This is a genomic window from Hydrotalea flava, from assembly GCF_001623405.1.
Classification (GTDB): domain Bacteria; phylum Bacteroidota; class Bacteroidia; order Chitinophagales; family Chitinophagaceae; genus Hydrotalea; species Hydrotalea flava.
Genome location: NZ_LUHG01000078.1, coordinates 1 through 23,979, shown reverse-complemented (window position 1 = coordinate 23,979; position 23,979 = coordinate 1). Strand labels below are relative to the sequence as shown.

Annotated in this window: 19 protein-coding genes; 13 read left to right on the top strand and 6 right to left on the bottom strand. The window is 37.0% G+C overall.

Annotated features, from left to right (window positions below; all coding sequences use genetic code 11):
- The first annotated feature begins 9 nt into the window (after positions 1–9).
- From A0F92_RS08660 to A0F92_RS08645, 4 genes are all read left to right on the top strand, one after another.
- Entirely contained in the window at positions 10–1,197 is a 1,188-nt protein-coding gene (locus tag A0F92_RS08660; protein ID WP_068244366.1) for a trans-sulfuration enzyme family protein, read from the top strand.
- Positions 1,198–1,402: 205 nt separating this feature from the next.
- Positions 1,403–2,866, top strand: coding sequence for a TolC family protein (locus tag A0F92_RS08655; protein ID WP_167516950.1), 1,464 nt, complete (start codon positions 1,403–1,405; stop codon positions 2,864–2,866).
- A 43-nt stretch (positions 2,867–2,909) separates the two neighbouring features.
- The gene (locus tag A0F92_RS08650; RefSeq protein ID WP_068244363.1) at positions 2,910–4,265 is read left to right on the top strand and encodes an efflux RND transporter periplasmic adaptor subunit; all 1,356 of its coding nucleotides are present in this window, start codon (positions 2,910–2,912) and stop codon (positions 4,263–4,265) included.
- 116 nt (positions 4,266–4,381) lie between these two features.
- A complete protein-coding gene (locus A0F92_RS08645) occupies positions 4,382–5,392 on the top strand; it encodes an NAD(P)H-dependent glycerol-3-phosphate dehydrogenase (RefSeq protein WP_068244441.1) in 1,011 nt (336 codons plus the stop codon).
- A gap of 8 nt (positions 5,393–5,400) precedes the next feature.
- Here A0F92_RS08645 and hemW read toward each other — a convergent pair whose 3' ends face one another.
- Positions 5,401–6,540 (bottom strand): radical SAM family heme chaperone HemW, encoded by a 1,140-nt coding sequence (gene hemW, locus A0F92_RS08640; RefSeq protein ID WP_068244360.1) that lies wholly within the window; start codon positions 6,538–6,540, stop codon positions 5,401–5,403.
- A 136-nt stretch (positions 6,541–6,676) separates the two neighbouring features.
- Here hemW and A0F92_RS08635 point away from each other — a divergent pair, with 136 nt between their 5' ends.
- The 7 genes from A0F92_RS08635 to porN all read left to right on the top strand — a co-directional run bounded on the left by A0F92_RS08635 (position 6,677) and on the right by porN (position 15,809).
- Entirely contained in the window at positions 6,677–7,726 is a 1,050-nt protein-coding gene (locus tag A0F92_RS08635) for a DUF4271 domain-containing protein (protein WP_068244357.1), read from the top strand.
- Between the two features lie 32 nt (positions 7,727–7,758).
- Positions 7,759–8,562, top strand: coding sequence for a uroporphyrinogen-III synthase (locus A0F92_RS08630; RefSeq protein ID WP_068244354.1), 804 nt, complete (start codon positions 7,759–7,761; stop codon positions 8,560–8,562).
- Positions 8,563–8,674: 112 nt separating this feature from the next.
- Positions 8,675–10,699 carry a thioredoxin domain-containing protein gene (locus A0F92_RS08625; RefSeq protein WP_068244351.1) on the top strand — a complete coding sequence of 675 codons (2,025 nt, stop codon included), beginning with the start codon at positions 8,675–8,677 and terminating at the stop codon, positions 10,697–10,699.
- A gap of 178 nt (positions 10,700–10,877) precedes the next feature.
- Entirely contained in the window at positions 10,878–12,170 is a 1,293-nt protein-coding gene (porK, locus tag A0F92_RS08620; RefSeq protein WP_068244348.1) for a T9SS ring complex lipoprotein PorK/GldK, read from the top strand.
- 124 nt (positions 12,171–12,294) lie between these two features.
- Complete coding sequence (gene porL / locus A0F92_RS08615) at positions 12,295–13,062, top strand: type IX secretion system motor protein PorL/GldL (RefSeq protein ID WP_068244345.1); 768 nt, start codon at positions 12,295–12,297, stop codon at positions 13,060–13,062.
- Between the two features lie 64 nt (positions 13,063–13,126).
- Positions 13,127–14,662: a type IX secretion system motor protein PorM/GldM gene (gene porM, locus A0F92_RS08610; RefSeq protein WP_068244342.1), complete on the top strand. Its 1,536-nt coding sequence runs from the start codon at positions 13,127–13,129 to the stop codon at positions 14,660–14,662.
- A gap of 10 nt (positions 14,663–14,672) precedes the next feature.
- Positions 14,673–15,809, top strand: a complete 1,137-nt coding sequence (gene porN, locus A0F92_RS08605; RefSeq protein ID WP_167516949.1) for a type IX secretion system ring subunit PorN/GldN — start codon at positions 14,673–14,675, stop codon at positions 15,807–15,809.
- A gap of 201 nt (positions 15,810–16,010) precedes the next feature.
- Here porN and uvrC read toward each other — a convergent pair whose 3' ends face one another.
- The 4 genes from uvrC to A0F92_RS08585 all read right to left on the bottom strand — a co-directional run bounded on the left by uvrC (position 16,011) and on the right by A0F92_RS08585 (position 20,532).
- A complete protein-coding gene (gene uvrC / locus A0F92_RS08600; RefSeq protein ID WP_068244336.1) occupies positions 16,011–17,822 on the bottom strand; it encodes an excinuclease ABC subunit UvrC in 1,812 nt (603 codons plus the stop codon).
- A gap of 1 nt (position 17,823) precedes the next feature.
- Positions 17,824–18,417, bottom strand: coding sequence for a hypothetical protein (locus tag A0F92_RS08595; RefSeq protein WP_068244333.1), 594 nt, complete (start codon positions 18,415–18,417; stop codon positions 17,824–17,826).
- Between the two features lie 73 nt (positions 18,418–18,490).
- Positions 18,491–19,972 carry an outer membrane beta-barrel protein gene (locus A0F92_RS08590; protein WP_068244330.1) on the bottom strand — a complete coding sequence of 494 codons (1,482 nt, stop codon included), beginning with the start codon at positions 19,970–19,972 and terminating at the stop codon, positions 18,491–18,493.
- A gap of 11 nt (positions 19,973–19,983) precedes the next feature.
- Positions 19,984–20,532: an RNA polymerase sigma factor gene (locus A0F92_RS08585; protein WP_253810308.1), complete on the bottom strand. Its 549-nt coding sequence runs from the start codon at positions 20,530–20,532 to the stop codon at positions 19,984–19,986.
- A 217-nt stretch (positions 20,533–20,749) separates the two neighbouring features.
- Here A0F92_RS08585 and A0F92_RS08580 point away from each other — a divergent pair, with 217 nt between their 5' ends.
- Both A0F92_RS08580 and A0F92_RS08575 read left to right on the top strand, forming a co-directional pair.
- On the top strand, positions 20,750–21,109 hold the full coding sequence (locus A0F92_RS08580) for a hypothetical protein (RefSeq protein ID WP_068244324.1): 360 nt from the start codon (positions 20,750–20,752) through the stop codon (positions 21,107–21,109).
- A gap of 26 nt (positions 21,110–21,135) precedes the next feature.
- Positions 21,136–23,652 (top strand): TonB-dependent receptor, encoded by a 2,517-nt coding sequence (locus A0F92_RS08575; RefSeq protein WP_068244321.1) that lies wholly within the window; start codon positions 21,136–21,138, stop codon positions 23,650–23,652.
- Between the two features lie 85 nt (positions 23,653–23,737).
- Here A0F92_RS08575 and A0F92_RS15925 read toward each other — a convergent pair whose 3' ends face one another.
- Positions 23,738–23,872, bottom strand: coding sequence for a hypothetical protein (locus A0F92_RS15925; RefSeq protein WP_262490034.1), 135 nt, complete (start codon positions 23,870–23,872; stop codon positions 23,738–23,740).
- Positions 23,873–23,979: the final 107 nt, after the last annotated feature.

Sequence of the window (23,979 nt, the reverse complement as noted above, 5' to 3'; positions counted from 1 at the left end):
TGAATTGCTATGCAAGATGCTTATTCTTTATCATACATTTTAAATGAGCTGGGTGAAGATAATGAGGCCTACTTCAGAGCGGTGGCTCCACCCATTGTGCAAACTTCTAATTTTTCCTTTAAAACGGTGGCGGATTTGCGTGAAGCTTTTGCGGATGAATACAATACCTGGCTCTATAGCCGTGGGTTAAATCCCACAGTTAAAATGCTTACACAAAAACTGGCTGCATTAGATGGTGCGGAAGATTGTTTGGTGTTTAACAGTGGTGCTGCAGCTATTTTTGCAGCAGTGCTGGCCAATGTAAAATCAGGTGATCATATTGTAAGTGTAGCAGGTGTGTATACCTGGGCAAGAAAAATGTTTGAAGAAATTTTACCCCGTTTTGGTGTTACGCATTCCTATATTGATGGAACAGCTATTGTAAATTGGGAAAATGCACTACAGCCCAATACCACATTGTTTTATTTAGAATCGCCCAATAGCTGGACGTATGAACTGCAGGATATTCGTGCTGTTGCAGCATTGGCAAAACGGCACAACATTGTTACCGTTATCGACAACAGTTATTGTACACCCCTTTATCAGCAACCCATTGCAATGGGTATTGATATTAGCCTGCAATCGGCTACTAAATACATTAGCGGACATAGTGATGTGGTAGCAGGTGTTTTAAGTAGTAACAGCGCAATGATTCAACGCATTTTTAATAGCGAATATATGAATATAGGCAGTGGTATACAGCCCTTTAATGCCTGGTTGTTAATTCGCGGCCTTAGAACATTGCCCATGCGGTTAGCGCATATTACACAAACCACGAAACAGGTTATTGGTTATTTAAAAAAGGAGCCCATGGTTGAATCGGTTATCTTTCCGTTCGACAGCAGTTTTCTGCAGTTTGAATTGGCGCAGCAACAAATGAAAGGCGCCTGTGGCTTGTGTACCCTTGTTTTAAAGCCAGTAGCGCTTGAAACAATAGAGTTATTTTGTAATGCCCTGCAACATATTAAAATGGCGGTTAGCTGGGGTGGTTATGAAAGTTTAATCATTCCCCGTTGCGCCGGTATGCCAAAAAATGAATACAACAAAATGAACCCCGATCACCGAATGCTTCGTTTGTATATTGGATTGGAAGAAGCCGATTATTTGGTGGCCGATTTACAACAGGCCTTTCTAAAAGCCGTTGCTCCTGCTCAATAAACCATTTATCTAAAATTTCGGAGTGCCTAAACTATTCTGTTATTTTTGTAATAAGATGTTTGATGGAAGATAGTTTTTGGTTAACGGGGGGTTAAACAATTTGAAGGAGGTATGGAATGCAGTTTTCCGAAACATCCCTGTAAAATAGAGAATCAGGCATCTAACTGGTATGGGAATGTTTTTTAATGAACACAAACGATAATGCATGAAATATTTTTTGGTGATTAGTTTTTCCTTGCTCTTCTTGTATAGCAATGCGCAAAACAAAGAAGACAAGTGGAGTTTGCAGCGATGCGTAGAATATGCCATGAAAAACAATATTTCTGTAAAACAGGCTGATGTGCAGGCCAGACTGGCTGCATTGCAGGTACAGCAGGCTAAATTATTTCAAATACCCACCGTTTCGTTAGGAACGGGTGTTGGGGTGCAATTTGGCCGGTCTATTGACAGAACCACCAATATTTACACCAATACACAGGCTTTGTATCAAAATATACAAGCCAATAGCAATGTAACTTTATACAATTGGAATCGATTGAAGAGCAATGTTTCTGCCGCTCAATTCAGTGCACAGGCGGCTTTGGCCGATGTAGAAAAAGCATCGAACGATGCGGCATTCAATGTGGCTACCTATTATTTACAGGTATTAAGTGCCAATGAGCAAATTAATATTAGTAAGGTACAAATTCAACAAACGCAAACACAGTTAGCTATTACTAAAAAGCAGGTAGATGCAGGTGCATTGCCTGAGTTGAACCAAATTGAACTAGAGGCACAATTAGCCAATGATAGTAGCAATTACATTGCTGCTAAAACCACTTTTTTACAAAGCGTTTTACAATTGAAAGCAGTGTTGAATTTGGACGCTGCTGCACCCTTTGAAGTAGATACACCGGATGTTTCTACGATACCATTAGAATCCTTTGCTGACTTACAACCCGAAGTAGTGTATGCTTTAGCTTTGAATAATCAGCCCTTACAAAAGGGTAATGCCTTTCGGTTAAAGGCTGCACAAAAAAATATTCAGGTAGCCAAAGCAGCTTTATATCCTACGCTTGGGTTTGGCATAAGTTTGGGTACCAACTTTTATAATTCTTTTAATCAGATTGATGGGTACACTTTCAATGGGTATTCACCAATAACCGGTGCAGAGCCTATTGTAAAAATTGGTACCAATACCTATTATGTGCAAAGTCCAAATATTTCTATTACTCAGTCTAAAAGAAACTTTGGACAGTTGTGGCAGGGATGGAGTAATCAGATTACCAACAACTTTGGTCAGGGGTTGGGTTTAAGTTTAAGTATTCCTGTTTTTAACAATGGGCAAAGCAAAATTGCATACCAGCAATCTAAGCTCAATTACAAAAACACACAGTTGCAAAATGAACAGGCAGATTTTACCTTAAAAAACAATATTTATACAGCATACAGCAACGCAGAGTCTGCTTTCGAAAAATTTACTGCCGGTAAAAAAAGCGTAATGAGTGCTCAGAAGGCTTATGATTTTGCATTAAAACGTTATGAAATAGGTATGTTGGGTACGGTTGATTTAATTACCAATCAAAATAATTTACTAAAAGCTAAATTGCAACAGATAGCCAATGAGTACGATTATATTTTCAAAATGAAATTATTAGAATTTTATAAAGGCATGGGTTTAAAATTATAAGCAACGAAATACGGCAACAATCCATCTATAATAAAAAAATACTATGAATAAAAAACTGCTTTGGACCATCATTATATTGGTTATACTACTCGGTGGTTTATGGGGATTAAAAGCTGCCGGCATTATTGGTAAAGATGAAGGCATTAAGGTTTCTGCCGAAAAGGCCGAGAACAGAACCATAATTGAAAGTGTAAATGCCAGTGGTAAAATTTATCCGGAGGTGGAAGTGAAAATTAGTCCGGATATTAGTGGGGAAGTAGTTGCACTCAATGTAAATGAAGGTGACACCGTAAAAAAAGGTCAGGAATTGGCAAAAATTTATGCCGACATATATGTTACACAGCGCGATCAGGTGGCTGCGGTAGTAGCACAGGCACAGGCACAGGTGGCCAATTCACAGGCAAACCTGGCAGGCTTAAAAGCAACCGTTGAACAAACTGAGGCCAATTTTAATCGTCAAAAAAAATTGTTAGATGACAAAGTAATCAGCCGCCAGGAATTTGAAACAGCCCAGCAAGCGTATCGTGCTGCTGAAGCCAATTACAATGCAGCACTTCAAAATATTATTGCCAATAAAGCCAATATTAAAAATGCACAGGCACAGTTGGCAAAAGCCAATGAAGATTTATCGCGTACCATTATTACCGCTCCCATGAGTGGTGTTATCAGTTTAATGAGTATTAAAAAGGGCGAACGTGTGGCCGGTAACAGTTTTAATGTAGGTACTGAAATGATGCGGATTGCTGATTTAAGCAGTATTGTTGCACAAGTAGATGTAGGTGAAAATGATATCCCCAAAATTAAAATTGGTGATACTGCTTTAGTGGAGGTAGATGCTTACAACGACAGGAAATTTAAAGGGATTGTTTATAAAATAGCAAACCCCGTTACCAATGCATCTTCAACTACTACTTCAACCGATGTTACCAATTACAAAGTACACATTCGTTTGTTGCAGGATAGTTATAAAGATTTAATTGTAAAAGGCCGTTTCCCCTTCCGGCCCGGTATGAGTGCCAGTGCCGATATACAAACCAAAACTGCAAATAATGTGTTAAGTGTGCCATTGAATGCAGTGACTACCCGCGATATGAATACTGATTCCACATCTAATAAAAAAACGGCAACTTCTAATAATAATAGTGATGCTACTGTTAATAATACCCCAAATGATAATACCCGGGAAGTAGTTTTTGTAATACAGAAAGATGGTACCGTTAAAATGGTATCCGTTAAAACCGGCATTCAGGATTTAAACTATATTCAAATAACTGATGGTTTAAAATTAGGCGATGAAGTGGTAACAGGGCCCTATGCAACCGTGAGTAAATTATTGAAAGACAAAGACAAGGTATTGGTTACCCCTAAAGATAAATTGTATGAAGTGAAAGCAAATTGAGTTTTGCTGTATCAATTTTTTTAGCTGGTTGCAGTTCTGTAGCCGGTTTTTTATATTGTAATTGCAGGAATCAACTCTTTGTATTGTATGTTTGTTCCACTGATAAAAATACAAGTATGCAAATAGGTATTGTAGGCAGTGGAAGTTGGGCAACAGCTTTGGCAAAAATTTTAACTGACCATCAAATGAAAATTAAATGGTGGATCAGAAATGAGAAAACCATTGCGGTAATGCAGCAACGCAAACACAATCCGCATTATTTAAGCAATGCCTATTTTAATACCGATTTGCTGCAAATGTCAGCTTCCATATACGAAGTGGTAAAAGCAAGTGGAATAATAGTAGTGGCCATTCCATCTGCATTTGTTGCTGCTGCTTTTGCCAGTTTACCTGCAGATGCATTGCAGGGTAAAAAAATAATTTCTGCTATTAAAGGTATCTTGCCGGAAGGCAATTATTTGTTTCATGAGTTTCTGTCAGAAAAATTTCAATTCCCCATTACGGATTATTATACCCTTTTAGGTCCCTGCCATGCTGAAGAAGTAGCGGCAGAAAAACTTTCTTATCTTACCATTTCCGGTATAGATATCGCAATGGCTCAGCAATTGACCCATTATTTTAAAACAGAATACATAAATATCGGGGTAAATAGTGATATTATAGGTGTGCAATATGCAGCAGTATTAAAAAATATTTATGCGTTGGGTGCCGGTATTGCGCATGGATTAGAATATGGCGATAATTTTTTAAGCGTATATATTGCCAACTGTTCTCATGAAATGAGTCATTTTTTATCGGTAGTTACTGCCAACTATCTACCCTATAAAAAAAATCATACTACTAACTATGCTGCATCCGTTTATTTGGGCGATTTATTGGTAACCTGTTATTCACTGTTCAGCCGCAACCGTACTTTTGGAAATATGATTGGCAAGGGTTATAGTGTAAAGTCGGCTCAGTTGGAATTGAATATGGTTGCTGAAGGCTATAATGCTGCAAAGTGTATGGTTACCATCAACCGGCAATTCAAAACATCTATTCCCATTGTTTCAGTTATCTATGCCATTTTATGGGAAAATTTATCACCGGAAGAAGGGTTTAAAAAAATTGAAAGCTATTTAATTTAATGCTGTAATTAAGCATTTACTTCAAATAAATCAGCAGCAATACCATCGGCAAACAACATTCCTTTTTTTGTTAAACGAATTTGTTCTTTTTGTGGCTGCCATTCCATGAAGCCCTGGTATAGCCATTTTTGAGCAGCTCGTATTAATCGTAATTTGTTTGTTTCAGTCCAGTTATCATCAAGTATTGACAAAGTGAGGCCTTCTCTGGTACGTAAGGCAATCATAATTTGTTCATTTCTTTTTTGAACGGGTGTAAGCACTTCTGTTTCTGCAGGAACATTTCCTTTTTGAATGCTTTGTATATATAATGTGTTGTTTGCAATATTCCATTGCCGCAATGTGCCATTATACGAATGTGCTGATGGGCCCAATCCAACATAAGGTATACCTTTCCAATAGCTACTGTTGTGTTTACTTTCATAGGCCGGTTTGGAAAAATTAGAAACTTCATATTGTTCAAAACCTGCTTCCGGTAACCATTGCATTAACAATTCAAATTGTTTGGCCTGAACAGCAGCATCAATATTTTCTTTTGATTTGTTTTCAATGGAATGATGCAGGGCTGTTTTGGGTTCAATGGTTAATGCATAACAGGAAAGATGCTGAATAGGTAGTGTTATGGCTTTATTTATGTTTTCTTTCCAGGCTTCTTCTGTTAAGCCGGGTATACCATATATTAAATCAATACTAATATTATAAAACCCGGCAGTATAGGCTTGTTGAATGGCTTGTACGGCAGCTGTTGCATTGTGCGAACGGTTCATCCATACTAAATCAGCATCTCGAAAAGATTGAACACCCATGCTTAATCGGTTGATGCCTGCACTGCGCCATTGCACCAAAGCTTCCGGAGTGCAATCATCTGGATTCACTTCTAAGGTAATTTCTGCATCAGCGGCAAGGGTATACTGTTGTTGTATGGTTTCCAACAAAAACAAAAGCTGTTCAATGGTTAGCAATGAAGGGGTTCCTCCTCCAAAATAGAGTGTATCAACTATCTGTTGCTTTAAAAACTGATTTTGTAATTCCGCTTCTTGTGCAATAGCATGTACCATTTCGGGTATCTGTTTTTTTGCAACTGAAAAATGAAAATTGCAATAATTGCAAGCCTGTTTACAAAATGGTATATGCACATAAATGCCTGCCATGGGTAATATTGTATCAATTAAAATGTAAAGTTACAGGTATGAACTGCTATAATAGATAACATTGCCCGCTAAAATAACTACTCAAAAATTCATAAATCTGATTAACAGGTAAGGCTTATCACTATTTTTGCGCATCATGAAGTGGATTGCCATTGCTTTGTTGGGTTTCTTTTTTGCACTAATGCCAGGGTTTTCTGCGGCACAGACTGATTCTGGCCATCAGTTGCCGGTTCAGCAAGCTGAAAAAAGCACATTGCCACAGTTGCAAAAAAAAATTACCACCACCAAGCCTGCATTAGAAAGTACAATGGTACAACCGTTGATAAAAAAAATAAGGCCCATGGTTAGGAAAGACAGCGTTGTGCTTAAAACCGACAGTATTAAAAATGTAACTGATTCGGCTTTAAATATCGTTGTGCCAGTACCTGTAGTTGTAAAAAGCAATTTGGATACCAGCACTTACGCCCAATGGCTTCCTGTTTCAACCCTGCCATTTCTGAAAGCACCTGTTTATCAAATAACCAGGTTCAAAGAGTCGGGTGGCAAAGATGAATTGTTTTATGTTTTGTGTGGCGTGTTATTCTATTTAGGGTTATTGCGTCAATTGTTTCCTAAATATTTTGATAATTTATTTGCTTATTTTTTTCAAACCACCTACCGGCAAAAACAAATGCGGGAACAATTAATTCAAGGGCAATTGTCATCATTGCTTTATAACATTCTGTTTTTTTTGAATGGCGGATTATATATTGCGCTGATTGCACAATGTTTTTCCATTCATATTTTTTCATTCTGGTTGTTGGTGCTGTACAGCAGTGTTCTGCTGGCTATTATATATGGGGGTAAATTTTTAATTCTTTCGGCTGCCGGATGGATTTTTAACGTAAAACAGGCTGCATCGGGTTACAATTTTATTGTTTTTTTAATCAATAAAGTGGCAGCCATTGTCTTAATTCCGGTTATTTGGATGATTGCATTTTCGGCTAAACCCTATGCTTCATTTGCGTTACAGTTTAGTTTTTTCCTACTGGCATTTTTATGGTTATATCGTTTTATCATTAGTTTATCTACCCTTCGGCGTGAGCTTAAAATAAGCAGCTTACATTTTTTCCTGTACATTTGCGCCGTAGAAATAATACCTGTATTGTGCATGTACAGGCTGATGTTCCAATATTTAGACAAATAGTTTTTAATTTTGTATTCACTTAGTACAACAGCATGGTAAAAAAAGCAACTAAAAATTCGAACGTTGTTAGCAGTAAACCGGTAAAAAAAATTTTAATTGCCCAGCCAAGACCGGAAAGTGAGAAATCGCCCTATTTCGACATCGAGAGAAAATATAATGTGCAATTTGTTTTTGAGCCGTTTATATGTTTAGAAGGAATTACTGCCAAAGAATTTCGAAAACAAAAAATTGATATTGCTGCTTACACTGCCATTATTTTTACCAGCCGCCATGCCATTGATCATTTTTTTCGTATATGCGAGGAAATGAAGGTTTCTATTAGTCAGGATACCAAGTATTTCTGCATTACCGAGGCAGTAGCACTCTATCTTCAAAAATTTATTTTATACAGAAAACGGAAGGTTTTTTATGGTGCTGATGGTACCAATAAGAGCTTATTTTCTGTGATTAACAAGCATAAAGAAAATGAAAATTTCTTATATGTTTGCAGTGAAAATCAGCAGGATAATGAGATTGTAAACTGGTTAAAAACCAATAAGTGTGAATACCAGTTAGGCTTTATGTATCGCAGTATCAGTAACAACATCAAACCCCTTTTTACAAACAATGATATTGATATGGTTTGTTTGTTTACGCCCAGTGCGGTGCGATCAATTTTCGATAATTTTCCCGATTTCCATCAAAATGGTACACTCATTGGTGCTTTTGGTGGCAATACGGCCAAAGCGGTGGAAGAAACCGGCCTTACATTAAATATTAAAGCACCCGATATACATATTCCCAGTATGACTGCTGCCATTGAACATTTTTTAGCATCCAATCAACCGGTAAAATAGCATTGAAGCGTTGTTGATTCATTTAAAAATTTTCCCTAAATCATATATCAAAAGCCCTTTTGTTCGCAGAAGGATTTTTTCTTTTTCTGTAATTTGCCGGTAATATTCAAATATGCAACATGCCAATCGGTTAATACACGAAACCAGTCCGTATTTATTGCAACATGCGCATAATCCGGTAAACTGGTATCCTTGGGGCGAAGCGGCCCTTGCTGCAGCAAAACAAAACAATAAACCTATATTGGTGAGCATTGGTTATGCTGCCTGCCACTGGTGTCATGTAATGGAAAAAGAAAGTTTTGAAAATGAAGATACGGCTGCTTTAATGAACGAATATTTTATTAATATAAAAATAGACCGTGAAGAACGTCCGGATTTAGACCATGTATATATGGATGCAGTACAAACCTTAACAGGCAGCGGCGGCTGGCCATTGAATGTTTTTTTAACACCGGATGCAAAGCCATTTTTTGGCGGAACCTATTTCCCGGCGGAACGGGCATATAATAGGATGAGTTGGAATGAAGCTTTAATAGCCGTGTATAAAGCATTTACTGAAAAAAGGGAAGAAATAGAACAACAGGCAGCACAATTACTACAACATATTCAAGCCTCTAATCAGTTTGGCATTACACCGCAGCATGGTTTGCAACCTGAAATGGCAGCAATTATTACGCAAAACATTTTGCGGTTAGCCGATACCAAATGGGGTGGTTTTGGCAAAGCGCCTAAATTTCCACAAACCATGGTGATACGGAATTTATTACGTGATTATCATCACAACAGCAATGAACAGGCACTGCAACAGGCATTATTGAGTATTGATAAAATGCTGCAAGGTGGCATCTATGATCAGATTGGTGGTGGTTTTGCACGATATAGTACCGATGCAGAATGGCTGGTGCCCCATTTTGAAAAAATGTTGTACGATAATGCACTTTTGGTTGAGGTATTGTCAGAAGCTTTCCAAATCACCCTAAAAAACAACTATCAGGTAGCCATAGCTGAAACCATTGAATGGCTGCAAAGAGATTTAATGCATGAAAACGGCGGCTTTTACAGTGCATTGGATGCAGATAGTGAAGGGATAGAAGGCAAATATTATGTATGGCAAAAAGCTGAAATAGAACAAATTTTGGGTGATGATGCACCGCTCTTCGGTGCATATTATGGAATTTCAGATGCAGGTAATTGGGAGCACAGCAATATTTTATGGATACAGGAGCCCGCAGAAGTTTTTGCAGAAAAACAAGGTATTCAGCCCGATGCTTTCAACCTCATACTTGAAAATTGCAAGGTTGTATTACGAAAAGAGCGGTCAAAAAGAATTGCGCCCGGGTTAGATGATAAAATTTTACTCGGTTGGAATGCATTGATGAATAACGCATTAGGAAAAGCATATGCCGCCACGGGCATTGAAAGTTATCGGGATTTGGCAATTCAGAACATGCAATTTCTTGAAACAAATTTCAATATAAATGGTATTTGGTATCATAGCTGGAAGTCGAATCAGGCTAGAATACCCGCATTTTTAGATGATAAGGCTTTTTTAATTCAAGCCTACATTACTTTGCAGGAAATTACTGGTAATGCTGATTATTTGGAAAAAGCAAAAACACTTTGTAATCATGTAATAGCCGATTACTCTGACGAAGAACAACTCTATTTTTATTTTACAACACTGTATCAAAAAGATATTATTGTAAGAAAAAAAGAACTATATGATGGTGCTACACCCAGTGCCAATGCAGTAATGGCTTTCAATTTGTGGTATCTGTCAATTGTTTATCATCAGCCGGAATGGGCATTGCGAAGCAGGCAAATGATTTTAGGCCTTCAAAAAGTTATAATTGAGTATCCAACGTCATTTGGTTACTGGGCATTGGTGGTACAACACTTAATTTATCCCAATAAAGAAGTGGTTTTTACCGGAAATGAGGCAACAAACTATATTGCTCCTTTTTTAAAAAAGTACTATCCCAATAAAATTTTTCTGATTTCTAATAATTTTAAGGAAGGCCTTCCTTTATTGGAGGGTAAAGAATTTAACTGTAAATCAATGTTTTATGATTGTGAAAATGAAGCCTGTCATTATCCGGAGTCAAATTTTGAAATTTTTTTTCTGAATTTCAATTAAACCATTAATTTGCACTCTCCCTGTTTATCCCTCCCGGAAAATAAAGTTAGTAAAAAGAACGTTAAGTAAATGCATCGTTGAACTTTACTCGAACTAAAATTTAAATTAAAGCTAATTTTACAAAGTAGCATGTGTGCTATTTATTGCTATATATTTGTCAATATTCTATCAAGAAATTATGAAGAAGTACCATTATAGTATTTTGCTGGTGTCGTTGGTATCGGTGGGGTTTACTGCCTGTTTCAAAGGGAAAAGTAAAAGTCCGCTGGATGATGGCCAGTTACATGGAGTAGCGCCGGGCGCCGGAAAAAGTATGGGAAAACCGAGAGGAATGGTTTACATTCCACCAGGAACCTTTCACATGGGCCCCAGTGATGAAGATATTAATTTTAATTATACCGCCCGTAACAGACAGGTATCTATTCCAGGCTTTTGGATGGATGCTACAGAGATAACCAATAATGATTATCGGCAGTTTGTATATTGGGTGCGTGACTCACTTGCCGCAAAAGAGTTGGGTTACTATAAATCATCTGCCGGTGCTACCGGTGGGGATTCTGCCATAGCCATTGACTGGAACAAAGCGCGTACCATTAAATATGATGCCTCAAATCTGGAAAAATTAGGCAACAAGCTCATTCTTGCGCCGGATAACAGATTATATGGCAAGCCGGATATTGACCCCAACAAATTGTTGTATCAGGTAGAAACTTTTAATTTATTTGAAGCCGCCAAAAGAGAAAATGCCGGGCAGCCACGCAGTAAATTTATTGTGCGTTATCAGGTTCCCATTTATCCGGACACCCTGGTATGGATGCGTGATTTTTCCTATTCCTACAATGAACCGATGACTAAAAGATATTTTGCACATCCTGCTTTTGGTAACTACCCTGTAGTAGGTGTTAACTGGAAACAGGCCGTTGCATTTTGCCACTGGCGCACCCATATACAAAATGCTGCTTTGGAAAGAAAAAAGATGGCTGTTGAAAGCGATTACCGATTACCAAGCGAAGCAGAATGGGAATATGCAGCCCGCGGTGGCAGAACCAATTCAATGTACCCTTGGGGGAACTATTATATCCGCAACAAAAAAGGATGTCTGTTGGCCAACTTTAAACCTGGCCGTGGTAATTATGCTGAAGATGGTGGTTTCTATACAGTTCGGGTAGATGCATACTGGCCCAATGATTACGGTTTATACAATATGGCAGGAAATGTGGCTGAATGGACCAATTCCTATTTCAACGAAAGTGCCTATAATTTTATGTCTGATATGAGTCCGGATGTACGCTATGAAGCTAAAGATTCTGATCCTCCATTAATGCGCAGAAAAGTAGTAAGAGGTGGAAGTTGGAAAGATGTAGGTTATTTCCTGCAAACCAGTACCCGCACATTCGAATACCAGGATAGTGCAAAATCTTATATAGGATTCAGGTGTGTAATTGACTTAGCCCCAAGAATGAAAAAATAGAACCCTAAAATCAGCACATTTTATTGATTAAAACTTTAATAAACTTTACGGATACAACAGGCGATGCAATCGCAGGTAGTATTCTATTACCCCAAATCCAGTAAAAATTTAAATTTTCCTTATTATGGCAGCAAAAATTCCTCCTCAGGTAAGTAAATGGTTCGATGTTGGTGTTTCTGTTGGTGCAGCAGTAGTTATCTTCGGTGCATTGCAGAAAATTTTACACACTCCAATTGCAGATGCAATGTTGAAAGTAGGTTTAACTACAGAGGCATTAATCTTTTTAGGATATGGTATACTTTATGTAATATTTCCTTATATGGATGATCATGAGGTGCATATTCCCGGAGCAAAAGTTCCTGCCGGAAACCCGGCTTTACAAACCATGGAAAAAATGTTATTGGAAGCTGATATCACACCCGCTAACCTGAGTAAATTGAGTGCAGGTTTTCAGAAATTGGGATCTACTGTTGAAAAAATGGGCGAAATTGGCGATGTAGTAAAATCTACCGGCGATTTTAGCGCAAAAGCAAAAGAAGCTGCAGGTGCTTTGGGTACTATTACCGGTGCCGTTAATCAAACCACTGCTTCATTATCTTCTTTCAATGCAGCGGCAGAAAATACCAAACAATTTCATACTCAGGTGCAGTTGCTGACCAAAAACCTTACTTCTTTAAATACAATATATGAGTTGGAATTGCAGGAAAGCAATAACCATCTAAAAGTGTTGAATCAGTTCTATGGTAAATTAGCGCAAACTTCTGAAGCCATGAACAATTCTGCCGGTGATGCAATGAAGGCAAAAGAGCAAATTGCCATACTGGCCAATAACTTAGGTAAGTTAAATCAGGTATATGGTAATATGTTAACTGCCATGCAGGGCAGACCATAATTCATACAATGCTTATTGATTTCAACCCTATTCATATAAAAATTATATAAACTGCAGATAAATTATGGCATTACCTAAGGAGCCACGGCAGAAAATGATTAACCTGATGTATTTGGTATTAACGGCACTGTTAGCACTGAATGTATCTTCTGAAATATTGAATGCATTTAAGACGGTGAACAATAGTTTGGGTACTTCCAATGAAGTAATTGAACAGAAAAATCAAACCCTTTTTAAATCATTTCAGGAAAAATTAAATCAGGCCGATACAAAAGAAAAAGCAGCCATTTGGTGGCCAAAAGCTGAAAAAGCAAAACAATTATCCGAAAACATGTATGCTTACATTGAATCATTAAAAGATTCTTTAAAAAGAGCTTCCGGATATAACCCACCAAAAGATACTACTTTTAAAGAAGACGATTTAGAAGCCTCTTCACGATTAATGGTTGAAGAAAAGAAGGGAAATGAATTACAGCAAAAGCTAATTCAGTTTAAAAAAGATCTGTTGGCTATTGATACCGGATTTGCTATGCAATATGCGGCTACTTTGCCCTTAGATGTTTCTATTCCTAAAACAGCAATTTCTGATGCTGCAAAAAAAGATTGGGCATATGCTTATTTTAATATGACACCTACTATTGCAGGTATTACTATTTTAAGTAAATTCCAAAATGATGTGAAGAACTCTGAAGCCCGTGCAGTGGAATATTTCCACAATAAAATCGGGGAGGTGAAAATGGTGTTTGACACGTATGTGCCTTTAATAGGCCAAAGTGCACAATATTTAATGCCCGGACAGGAGTTGGATGTTACTGCCGGTATTGGGGCATTTAATAAAGAATCAAGACCCTCCATATCCATTGACGGTGCCAGTGTTCCGTTACAGCCCGATGGTACTGGATTGTATAAAACAACAGTAGGTGGCCCGGGTTCTTATGTAAAAAAATTACATATCAGCTATTTTAACCAGGCTACCGGTAAACAGGAAACAAAAGATGTAGATATCAAATATACCGTAGGTTCACCAACAGGTGCCAATGTAAGTGCTGATGCTACCCGGGTATTGTATATTGGTGTAGCTAACCCAGTAACCGTTATTGGTGGTGCAGGTGTAGGCGATGAAAAAGTAAGTGTTTCTATTAGTCAGGGTTCTTTAACCAAGACCGGCCCCGGTCATTATGAAGCACAGGTAACTACACCCGGCGAAGCAACTATTACTGTTAATGATGGTAAAAATGTTACACCCTTTAAATTTAGAGTTAAAACAATTCCTGATCCGGTAGCCAAAGTGGGTAATAGTAAAGGAGGTAGAATGGCTTTGAATGAATTTAAAGCAATGGCCGGTGTGCGGGCTGATTTGGAAAATTTTATTTTTGAAAATTTAAAATATAATGTACTCAGCTATACCTTCATTGCAACAGGTAAAGCTTTTTCAGAAAGGCCAGGTATTTCAGTAAACAACGGTGCTGTATTTAATAATGAAACCCGTGCTTTGATTGAGAAATTAGGACCAAATTCAACCGTTTTAATAGATATGATTAAAGTAGAAGGACCCAATGGTACTACTACTTTACCGCCCATTTCATTCTATTTATATTAAATTTATGATTATGAAAAAAAACAGCATTCAAATTTTTGTGTGGATTGTTGCAGTTACTCTGCTGATGTTTGAAAGCAATGCTGCTGTGGCGCAGGCTAAAAAGCGAACTGTTCAAAAAAACACTACGGCACCTGCACAGCAACCGGCTAATAATGCTGCCAATCCGTATTTACAAAATAATAACACAAATACGAATAGCAATAACCCTTATTTATCGTCAGGTAATAATGCAAATACTCCGGTTGCAAACAGTAATGCCAATACTAATGCAACCAAGCCACAAACAGGTATTGGTTGCCGCGAGTATGTGAATATGCCCAGTGCAGAAGGCGGGTTATTTGATACCGTAAAGGTTTCCCTTCGTCCGGATGATCCTACCCGTAATTATGAAATGGTGCGTGACAAAACCCCTTTGGCTTATGATTTTATTCGGGAAGATGATGCCGTTTTTAAAGAAAGGGTATGGAGCGAAATTGATATCAGAGAGAAGATGAACCAGGTATTTGGATATGCCTCTAATGAAGACAATGGCAACCAGCGTTTAATTTCAATTATTGTACAGGCCGTAATGAATGGGGATGTTACTGCTTTTGATGCCAGCGATGATCGTTTTACTACGCCGCTGAATAAAGCCGATTTCATGAAAACCTTTGGTGGCGGCATTGATACCGTACAAAGAAAAGATATTGATGGCCAGCCTACTGGCATTTGCGAAATCAGACCTAGGCAGATAGTTGCCGATTCTATTTACAAATTCAGAATTAAGGAAGATTATATTTTTGATAAAGAAGCTTCCAGATTGGTGCGTCGTATTATTGGTATTGCACCCATGATGAAAAGATATTTATCGGATGGTACCACAGTTGGTGATGATTTGTATCCTTTGTTCTGGGTTTATTACCCTGATATTCGTGCAACTTTTGCTAAAGTGCAGGTGTACAATCCTAAAAATAATGGTGCCAGAATGAGTTGGGATGATTTGTTTGAAAGCCACATGTACAGCAGTTATATTGTGAAAACAACTATGGATAACTTCAAAAATCAATATTTTAAAGATTATATTAAAGACCCCCTATTCCGTTTACTGGCCGGCGAAAAAATTAAGGAAAAGATATTTAATTATGAACAGGATTTGTGGGCTTATTAAGCATTGCTGGGGCTTGTTTTAACTTGGTATTAAATTTGTTTTATAATTTCAGTAGAAAATTTTTTTTTAAAAATTATTGTTATTTAAAAACTAATCTGTACTTTTATCTTGGTTTTTCATAGGATATTGGATTTTAAAGACGGGGCTGGATTTTTATCCTGGCCCTTTTTTTATGCCACAACTGCACCCAATTTGCTTACATTACTTAACCTTGCTATTGAAAAATTGTACCACTAATTCGGCTTTTGCAGGCCCTACAACTGCAGCAATAGCAGATTTATCTTTCGTTTGCAGGTTTTTGATCGATTTAAAATGCTTTAAGAGGGTATCTGCCATGGTTTTACCAATGCCGGGAATCTGCTCTAATTCATTTTTAAAAGCACCCGCCGAACGTTTATTCCGGTGAAAAGTAATACCAAAGCGATGCACTTCATCTCTAATTCTCCGAATCAGTAGCAAGCTGTCACTATCCCAGGGTAATTTTAAGGAACGGTTATCGCCCGGAAAAAATATTTCTTCCTCATTTTTGGCTAAACCCACCACATTCATGCTGCCCAAAAGGCCCAATTCATCCAACGCTTCTAAAGCAGCATTTAATTGGCCTTTACCACCATCAATAATGACCAATTGTGGCAGTGATTGGTTTTCTTCTTTCAAACGTTTATACCTCCTGTAAACTACCTCTTTCATGGTTGCAAAATCATTGATGCCCTGAACGGTTTTTACATTAAAGTGCCGGTAATCTTTCTTACTGGGTAATCCGTTTTTAAAACAAACCATTGCAGAAACCGGATAACTACCCTGAAAATTCGAGTTATCAAAACATTCTATATGTATCGGTGTTTCCTGTAAATGCAAATAATTTTTTACTTCTTCTAAAACCTGCATCAAATCTGCGTCTGATTTAGTAGTAATATGCAGTGTTTTTTTCTTCCTGAGTTCTTCTTTAAAATAACTTACATTTTTTATGGATAATTCTAATAATTTTTTCTTGTCGCCCGCTTTGGGAACTGTAACGGTGATATCCGGCTCGGGGTAATCCATTTCAAAAGGCACCACAATTTCTTCAGCAGTACTGTTAAATTTTTTTCTTATATCTAAAATTACCATCGGCAGTAGCTCAGCTTCGGTTTCTTCTAATTGTATTTCAATTTTTCTGGTGTGCGTTTGTACAATGGTGCCATGGTTTACCATCAGGTAATTAACAAATGCAGTCTCGCCTTCTTTTACAATGGAAAATACATCTATATTGTTTAAATGCTTGCTTACTATAACAGATTTTGCCTGATAATTTTCCAGATAATCCATTTTGTTTTTTACTGCGGCTGCTTTTTCAAATGCTAAATTGGCTGCATGTGTTTGCATTTCATATTTTAAACGTTGCATTACCGGACTTAAATTGCCCTTTAAAATTTCTCTAATTTGTTGAATACCGCTGTCGTAATCCATCTCAGTTTGTAGTCCTTCACAAGGTCCTTTGCAATTACCCAAATGATACTCTAAACAAACTTTAAATTTATGCTTTTGTATATTATTTTCTGTTAATGCCAGTTTACAGGTTCGAAGTGGAATGTATTGCTTAATGAAATGCAACAATTCTCGAACACGCCCAACTGAACTGAATGGACCAAGATATTCTGAGCCGTCATTTAATTTTTGACGGGTTAAAAATACCCTTGGGAAGGGTTCTTTTTTAATAACGATATAGGGGTATGTTTTATCATCTTTTAAATTGATGTTATATTTAGGTTGGTACTGTTTTATCAATGCATTTTCCAATAAAAATGCATCCTGTTCCGAATCAACAATGGTAAACTCAATACTTTCAATTCGCTTTACTAATTCAAATGTTTTATATCCGGTAAATGTTTTAGAAAAATATGAACTTACTCTTTTACGCAAATCTTTTGCTTTTCCTACATACAAAAGCTGATGCGATGCATCGTAATATTTATATATGCCCGGTTTATGCGGTATGGTATGTGCAATGAGTTGAAAAGCAGCAGCAGTCATATCAATGTTTCCAGTTTACAAATATTTTGTTTCTGTTAATTACGGAATCTTTCAATAAGTATTCTTTATTGATTGTAAAATAATTGGCAGGTTTCCAGTGTAAAGCCTCATCTATGGTAGTATCTGCGCGATGCAGTATTTTGTGTATAAAAATATTTTTCAATTTGTTGTTTGCGTCATTTAATAAAATAATGACTGATTTAATGGGGAGTGTATCATTTTGTGCTGCCGGTGCATAGGTAAAACTATAACTGTTGGTGGATAAATCATGAAATACAGATTCATTCAATAAAGCTTTTAATGCAGGGCTATTGATATCAGCATCCAAAAAAGGTTGGGCTAAATGTTCAAATTCTTTAGCATAAATAACTGAAGAGTCTTTTTTTCCTGCATTTTTCGTTTCTATTTTGTACATAAAATACGGGGTGCTCTTTACATCGTTTATTTCTTCGGTTAATATTTCTTTTATTGGAAAATAAGTGCCGGTATCTTTTATCGGTTGTATGGTTGTTGCTGTCTTTTGTTGGTTACTATGGCAGCCTGAACAACAAATGGTTACAGCAATGGTTACGAATATAAAAATCAAATACTTCATGCAGCAAAAGTATTTGAAACACTTGTAACAGTATTGCAGAAACTTATAAGCTGATGATGGTTATAGAAAAAAATTAACGAATGGGCTGGGTAAAACCAATTTTTAAACCATAATCCCATCTAAATTCTTTAATGGGATATAAGTCATTGTATGTTGGGAAATGCTGGTACCGCACCTGAGGCCCAATAAACCAGGTTCTATTGGCAGTTTTATAGGTAATATTCAACTCAATTCCTGTATTGGCATTCCATTTTCTGAAAAAGGGAGCTCCATTGGTATAGTATTTATAATCGGTTGAAAGCAAATACACGTTTTTGTTAAGCGTAAGGGTAGGTTGAAAACTGATACCTGCATCTACACCAATTTTTTTATCGGGAAAGAAACTCCATTGAACACCAATGGGGATAGATATTTGGTATAGTTTATTATCTAATTTGGCCGATTGAAAGCCGCCTGCATTGCTATAACTGGAAAGCATATTTACAGAATCTAACTGATGGTTACGTACATATGCAATGGTTGCAATATTATAGGGCGACCAATATGCATCAATATAATACTGCCGAACATTAAATTGTAAGCCGGTTTTTATTTGCAGGTTTTTATTTAAACGGTATAAAATAGCACCACCCGCTTCCATGCCAATGGCAGGTTTGTGGTGTACTGCTGCATTAATGTTGCTATTTACCAAATTGTTGGTATTGTTAACCGGACTGTTTAATGCGAAGGTGCTCAATGTTGCATAATTTAATCTTTCCTGATTATCAACTAAATTTCGGTAGCTGATGGAAGGCGTAATATATAATTGGTAAGAAAATCTTGGAATTTTAGCAGTAGTTTTTAATAAATTTTTTGAAGTATTATAAGCTGATTTGTTCAGCACATTATTGAAACCACTGATTTTGTTTTTCTGATCTAACCATGCAAAATTAGGATACAATATCAGGCTGTTGTTGCCGGAATAATAAGTAGTGTTACCTGAAGGATAGGTATTGTTTTTAATGCTTTCTGTATTCATCAATTCAACCGGTTCACTATTGCCGTTAATATGTTTGCTGATGATGGAAATATTTTGAATACCTTTATTGAAGTGGCGGCTACTCACAATAATCTCGTTACCGGAAGTAATGTTATTGGATGTATTTACAACTGCATAGTACGTATTGTGCTGCGGTTTATTGATGTGGTGAAGTTTATTGATGGTTTTATTGGTAATAGCAGTAGGATTAATGGTTTGCTCTAATAAACTATTTTTATTGGCATCAGCGTGTATATTGCTATTGTCGGGTGTATTGGCATCAATCATCTGAACGTTACCAATGGGTGCAAGGGGCTTTATCAAAATATTTTTAGGCGGGTAATTGTAAATGGTAGTAGCCGTTAATGCAACAATAATAAAAATAGCAATAAATGTTAATGCTTTCCAGGAACCCGTACCATGCAATTCTGTACGAATATTTTCCCATACATGCTCAGATGGGTACATGCGGTGTTGTTTCACCTCATCTTGCAGGAATTGTTCAAATTCATCATGTATATGAAAATTGTTTTCCATCGTTCCTGCACTTATTTACTAAATGCTGCCAGCCAGTTGTACTCTTCCTTCGGGCTGTCAACAATTTTCTTCTTAATTAAAATAGTTTCTAACATCGTTTTGGCTCTTGTGTACTGACTTCTGCTGGTACTTTCTTCTATATCCAGCATTTCGGCTATTTCCTTATGGCTAAAGCCTTCTAAGGCATATAAGTTTAATACGGTTCTGTATCCCACAGGTAAAAGTCTGATACATTCTATAATTTGTTTTCCCTGCAATATGGAAGGGATGGTTTCATCTTTGGTATGCAAATGTGTTGCCTGCGACAATTCTACACTTTCATTAAATTTTTTATTCTTTTTTAAAAAATTAATGCAGGTGTGTACCATAATTCTTCTAATCCAGCCTTCAAATGCACCACGGTTTTGAAAAGTATTCATTTGTGTAAACACTTTTATAAAACCTTCTTGTAACATATCTTCCGCATCCTGTCTGTTATGTGCAAACCGATAACACACCGATAGCATTTTAGGGCTATATCTGTTATACAACTCACGCTGTGCAATGGGGTCATTGTACATACATCCAGTTATTATTGCCTGTTCAGTCATTACGGGATAAATAGTTACCCTTAAATATAGGACATTTTGAAATTTTAAATGCTGCTCTTGTGCAATTTTTTTCTTTTGAGCGGCACATCGTATTTAACCGTTTATCATTTTTTTTCAAAATTCAAGCTGCTATAGCTTGTAATTTCTGAGTAGAAAGTTACATTTGCAACACTGTAACAAAAATTATTTGAAAAATAGGGAAAACATACAATCCTTTACCGCAGCTTTTCTTTTGTTGGTGATGTTGTTGGCTATAATGCCCAAACAATGGCTGCATTATTGGTTGGCACAACATACCGATATACCTGCCAGTGTTGCAATACCTAAAAATGGGCCTGTTATTCATGCAGTTGGTTATAATTGCGATGTAAATAATATGGTGGTGGTATTGCCTTTTATGGGCGAACAAATAAATGTAATAATTACCCTGCCGGTTAGTTTTATCAATGCAACTACCATTTTATCTAAAAATACATTTTCATCAGGCCATCACACTTTTGCAACACGCGGGCCTCCTTCTGCCGTCAATAACTTCATCTGGTTGTAATTTAATTATTTAACTAATGTAATTTTATGTTGAAAAAGTTATTACTGGCTTTGCCATTATATAGTATTTTACTTATTTTATTACCACAATTTGCAATTGCATGGGATGGGAATGAAGATTTGGAGCAGGTGGTTTTACATGGAAAAGTATTAGACGCACAAACGCAAAAACCATTAGTTGGCGCCACAGTAAGTATTCCTGATTTAAAATTGGGTGTTATTACAGATGATAAAGGTGAATATCAAATAAAGGGCTTGCCAGTTGGTAATTTTTTGATAGAAGTAAAATATGTAGGTTATGCAACTGCTACAAAAAATGTTGCATTGAAAGGAACTGTAACGGCTAATTTCAGTTTGCTGGAAAGTGCTACTGAAATTGGCGAAGTAGTAGTAACGGGTACTTCAAAAGCAACACAAATTAAAAGAAGCCCGGTACCTATTGTAACCATTAATCATAGTTACCTGCTCAGTAATAGTGCCACCAATGCTATTGATGCAATAGCAAAAATACCTGGTGTAAGAACTGTTACTACCGGACCCAATGTTTCAAAACCTATTATCAGAGGATTGGGGTACAATAGAATTTTAACCTTATATGATGGAGTGCGGCAAGAAGGCCAGCAATGGGGCGATGAACATGGTATTGAAATAGATCAGTTTAGTGTTGACAGGGTTGAAGTAATAAAAGGTCCTGCCAGTTTATCATATGGTTCAGATGCGCTTGCCGGCGTGGTCAATCTTATTCCTACACAACCTGCACCCGAAGGAAAAATGATTGGAGAGGTTTTGTTGAATTACCAAACCAACAATAAGTTTTTTGGTGGTTCAGCCATGTTAGGGGCCACTAAGAATGGTTTTGAATGGATGGCTCGTGTTTCGCACAAACAAGCGGTGGATTACCAAAACAAAGTAGATGGCAGAGTGTTTGGAACGGCTTTTCGCGAAACTGATGCAAATGCTTCATTGGGTCTGCATCGTAAATGGGGTTACTCACATTTGAATTTAGTTTTGTTTGATGACTTGCAGGAAATACCCGATGGAAGCCGCGATAGTGCCACTTGGAAGTTTACCAGACAAATTACTGAAATTGATACGGTACGGCCAATTGTTTCTAACCATGATTTAAATAGTTATGCCATTGAAAAATTACACCAACATGTGCAACATGCCCGTATATATTGGAGCAATAATTTTATTTTGGGCGAAAGCAGGTTAGATTTAAACATCGGTTTTCAAAACAGCAGGCGCAGGGAATATAGCCATCCTGAATTATTTACAGTACCAGGACTGGATTTGCAATTGCAGACCTACACTTACGATGTAAAATATCATTTTCCTTCTTTAGACAATTGGGATATCACCGCAGGTATAAATGGAATGTACCAGAACAATACCGTTACTAACGGTACCGAATTTGTGATACCCAATTACCATCAATTCGATATCGGAGGTTTTATTCTGGGTAAGAAAACATTTGGTAGGTTAGATATTGCCGGAGGTGCAAGAATAGATGGCAGAACATTTGATAATCAAAAATTGTTCACTAATGCAAATCCTGTTACAGGTTTTGATATGCCGGTATATGGTGCAGATACAATTGGTGCACAAAAAATATTTTCAAATTATAAACATAATTTTTCCGGATTTTCCGGAAGCATAGGCGCAACCTATAATTTTTCTGAAAAGTTTTCGGTGAAAGTAAATCTTGCCAGAGGCTACCGGGCGCCCAATATAGCCGAACTATCAGCCAATGGCGTGCACCCCGGCACAAACATTTATCAAATTGGCAGCGATCAGTTAAAGCCCGAGTTTAGTTTACAGCAGGATATTGGTTGGGTGTATTCTTCAAAATACGCCGTTATTCAGTTAAGTGTATTCAATAATACCATCAATAACTATATCTATAATCAGAAATTATTGGGCACCAATGGCCAGGACTCCGTTTTGGTTCAGGGTAATCAGACATTTAAATTTGTTGCATCCAAAGCAAATTTGTGGGGCGGAGAGTTTAGTGTAGATCTGCATCCCATTAAACCTTTGCATTTTGAAAACAGTGTATCTGTTGTAAATGCCATTAATAAAGGTACAGATGGAAAGGTTGTTGCTGATTCAGAAAAATATCTTCCATTTATTCCGCCTGTGCACGGAACTTCTGAATTGCGATATAATTTTAATTTGGCAAAATCGGGTATTAAGAATGCTTTTGTAAAAGTGCAGTTGGAATATTATGCCAGCCAAAATAATGTTTTCAGTGCTTACGGAACCGAAACACCAACTCCGGGTTACAGTTTGTTTAATGCAGGTTTTGGAGGAAGTATTACCAATAAAAAAGGAGATGTACTGTTTAATGTATATGTAATGGGTAATAATCTGTTTAATCTGGCTTATTGGGATCATTTAAGCCGATTGAAATATTTTTATGGTGATTATAAAAATCCCGGCCCAAATGATAACCCCAGAGAACATGGTATTTACAATATGGGAAGAAATGTATCCTTGAAAATAGATTTCCCGCTGAGTTATAATTTAAAGAAAAGCAGTTAAGTTGGTTAGGTTTTGGTAGAAATAAGGCCCACTCTATTACGGAGGGGCCTTTATGTTTTCAATTAGAAATAAGTGAAAAAAAAATTTAAACAGCAAATGCGGTATTTAGTTTGCGTTCGCCAATTTGCTGGCGCCACATGGCATAATATAATCCTTTCATAGCCACTAAACTGTGGTGATTGCCGGTTTCTACAATTTGCCCTCCTGTTTTCCTCGCCATTAAATAGATATTTTTCTAAGTTATTGATTATCAATTATTTGTTTATTTTATTTTTGGTGTCTTGGGTGTCCCAGCGTAATTTTTTATCTTTCAGAAGTGTTTATAAG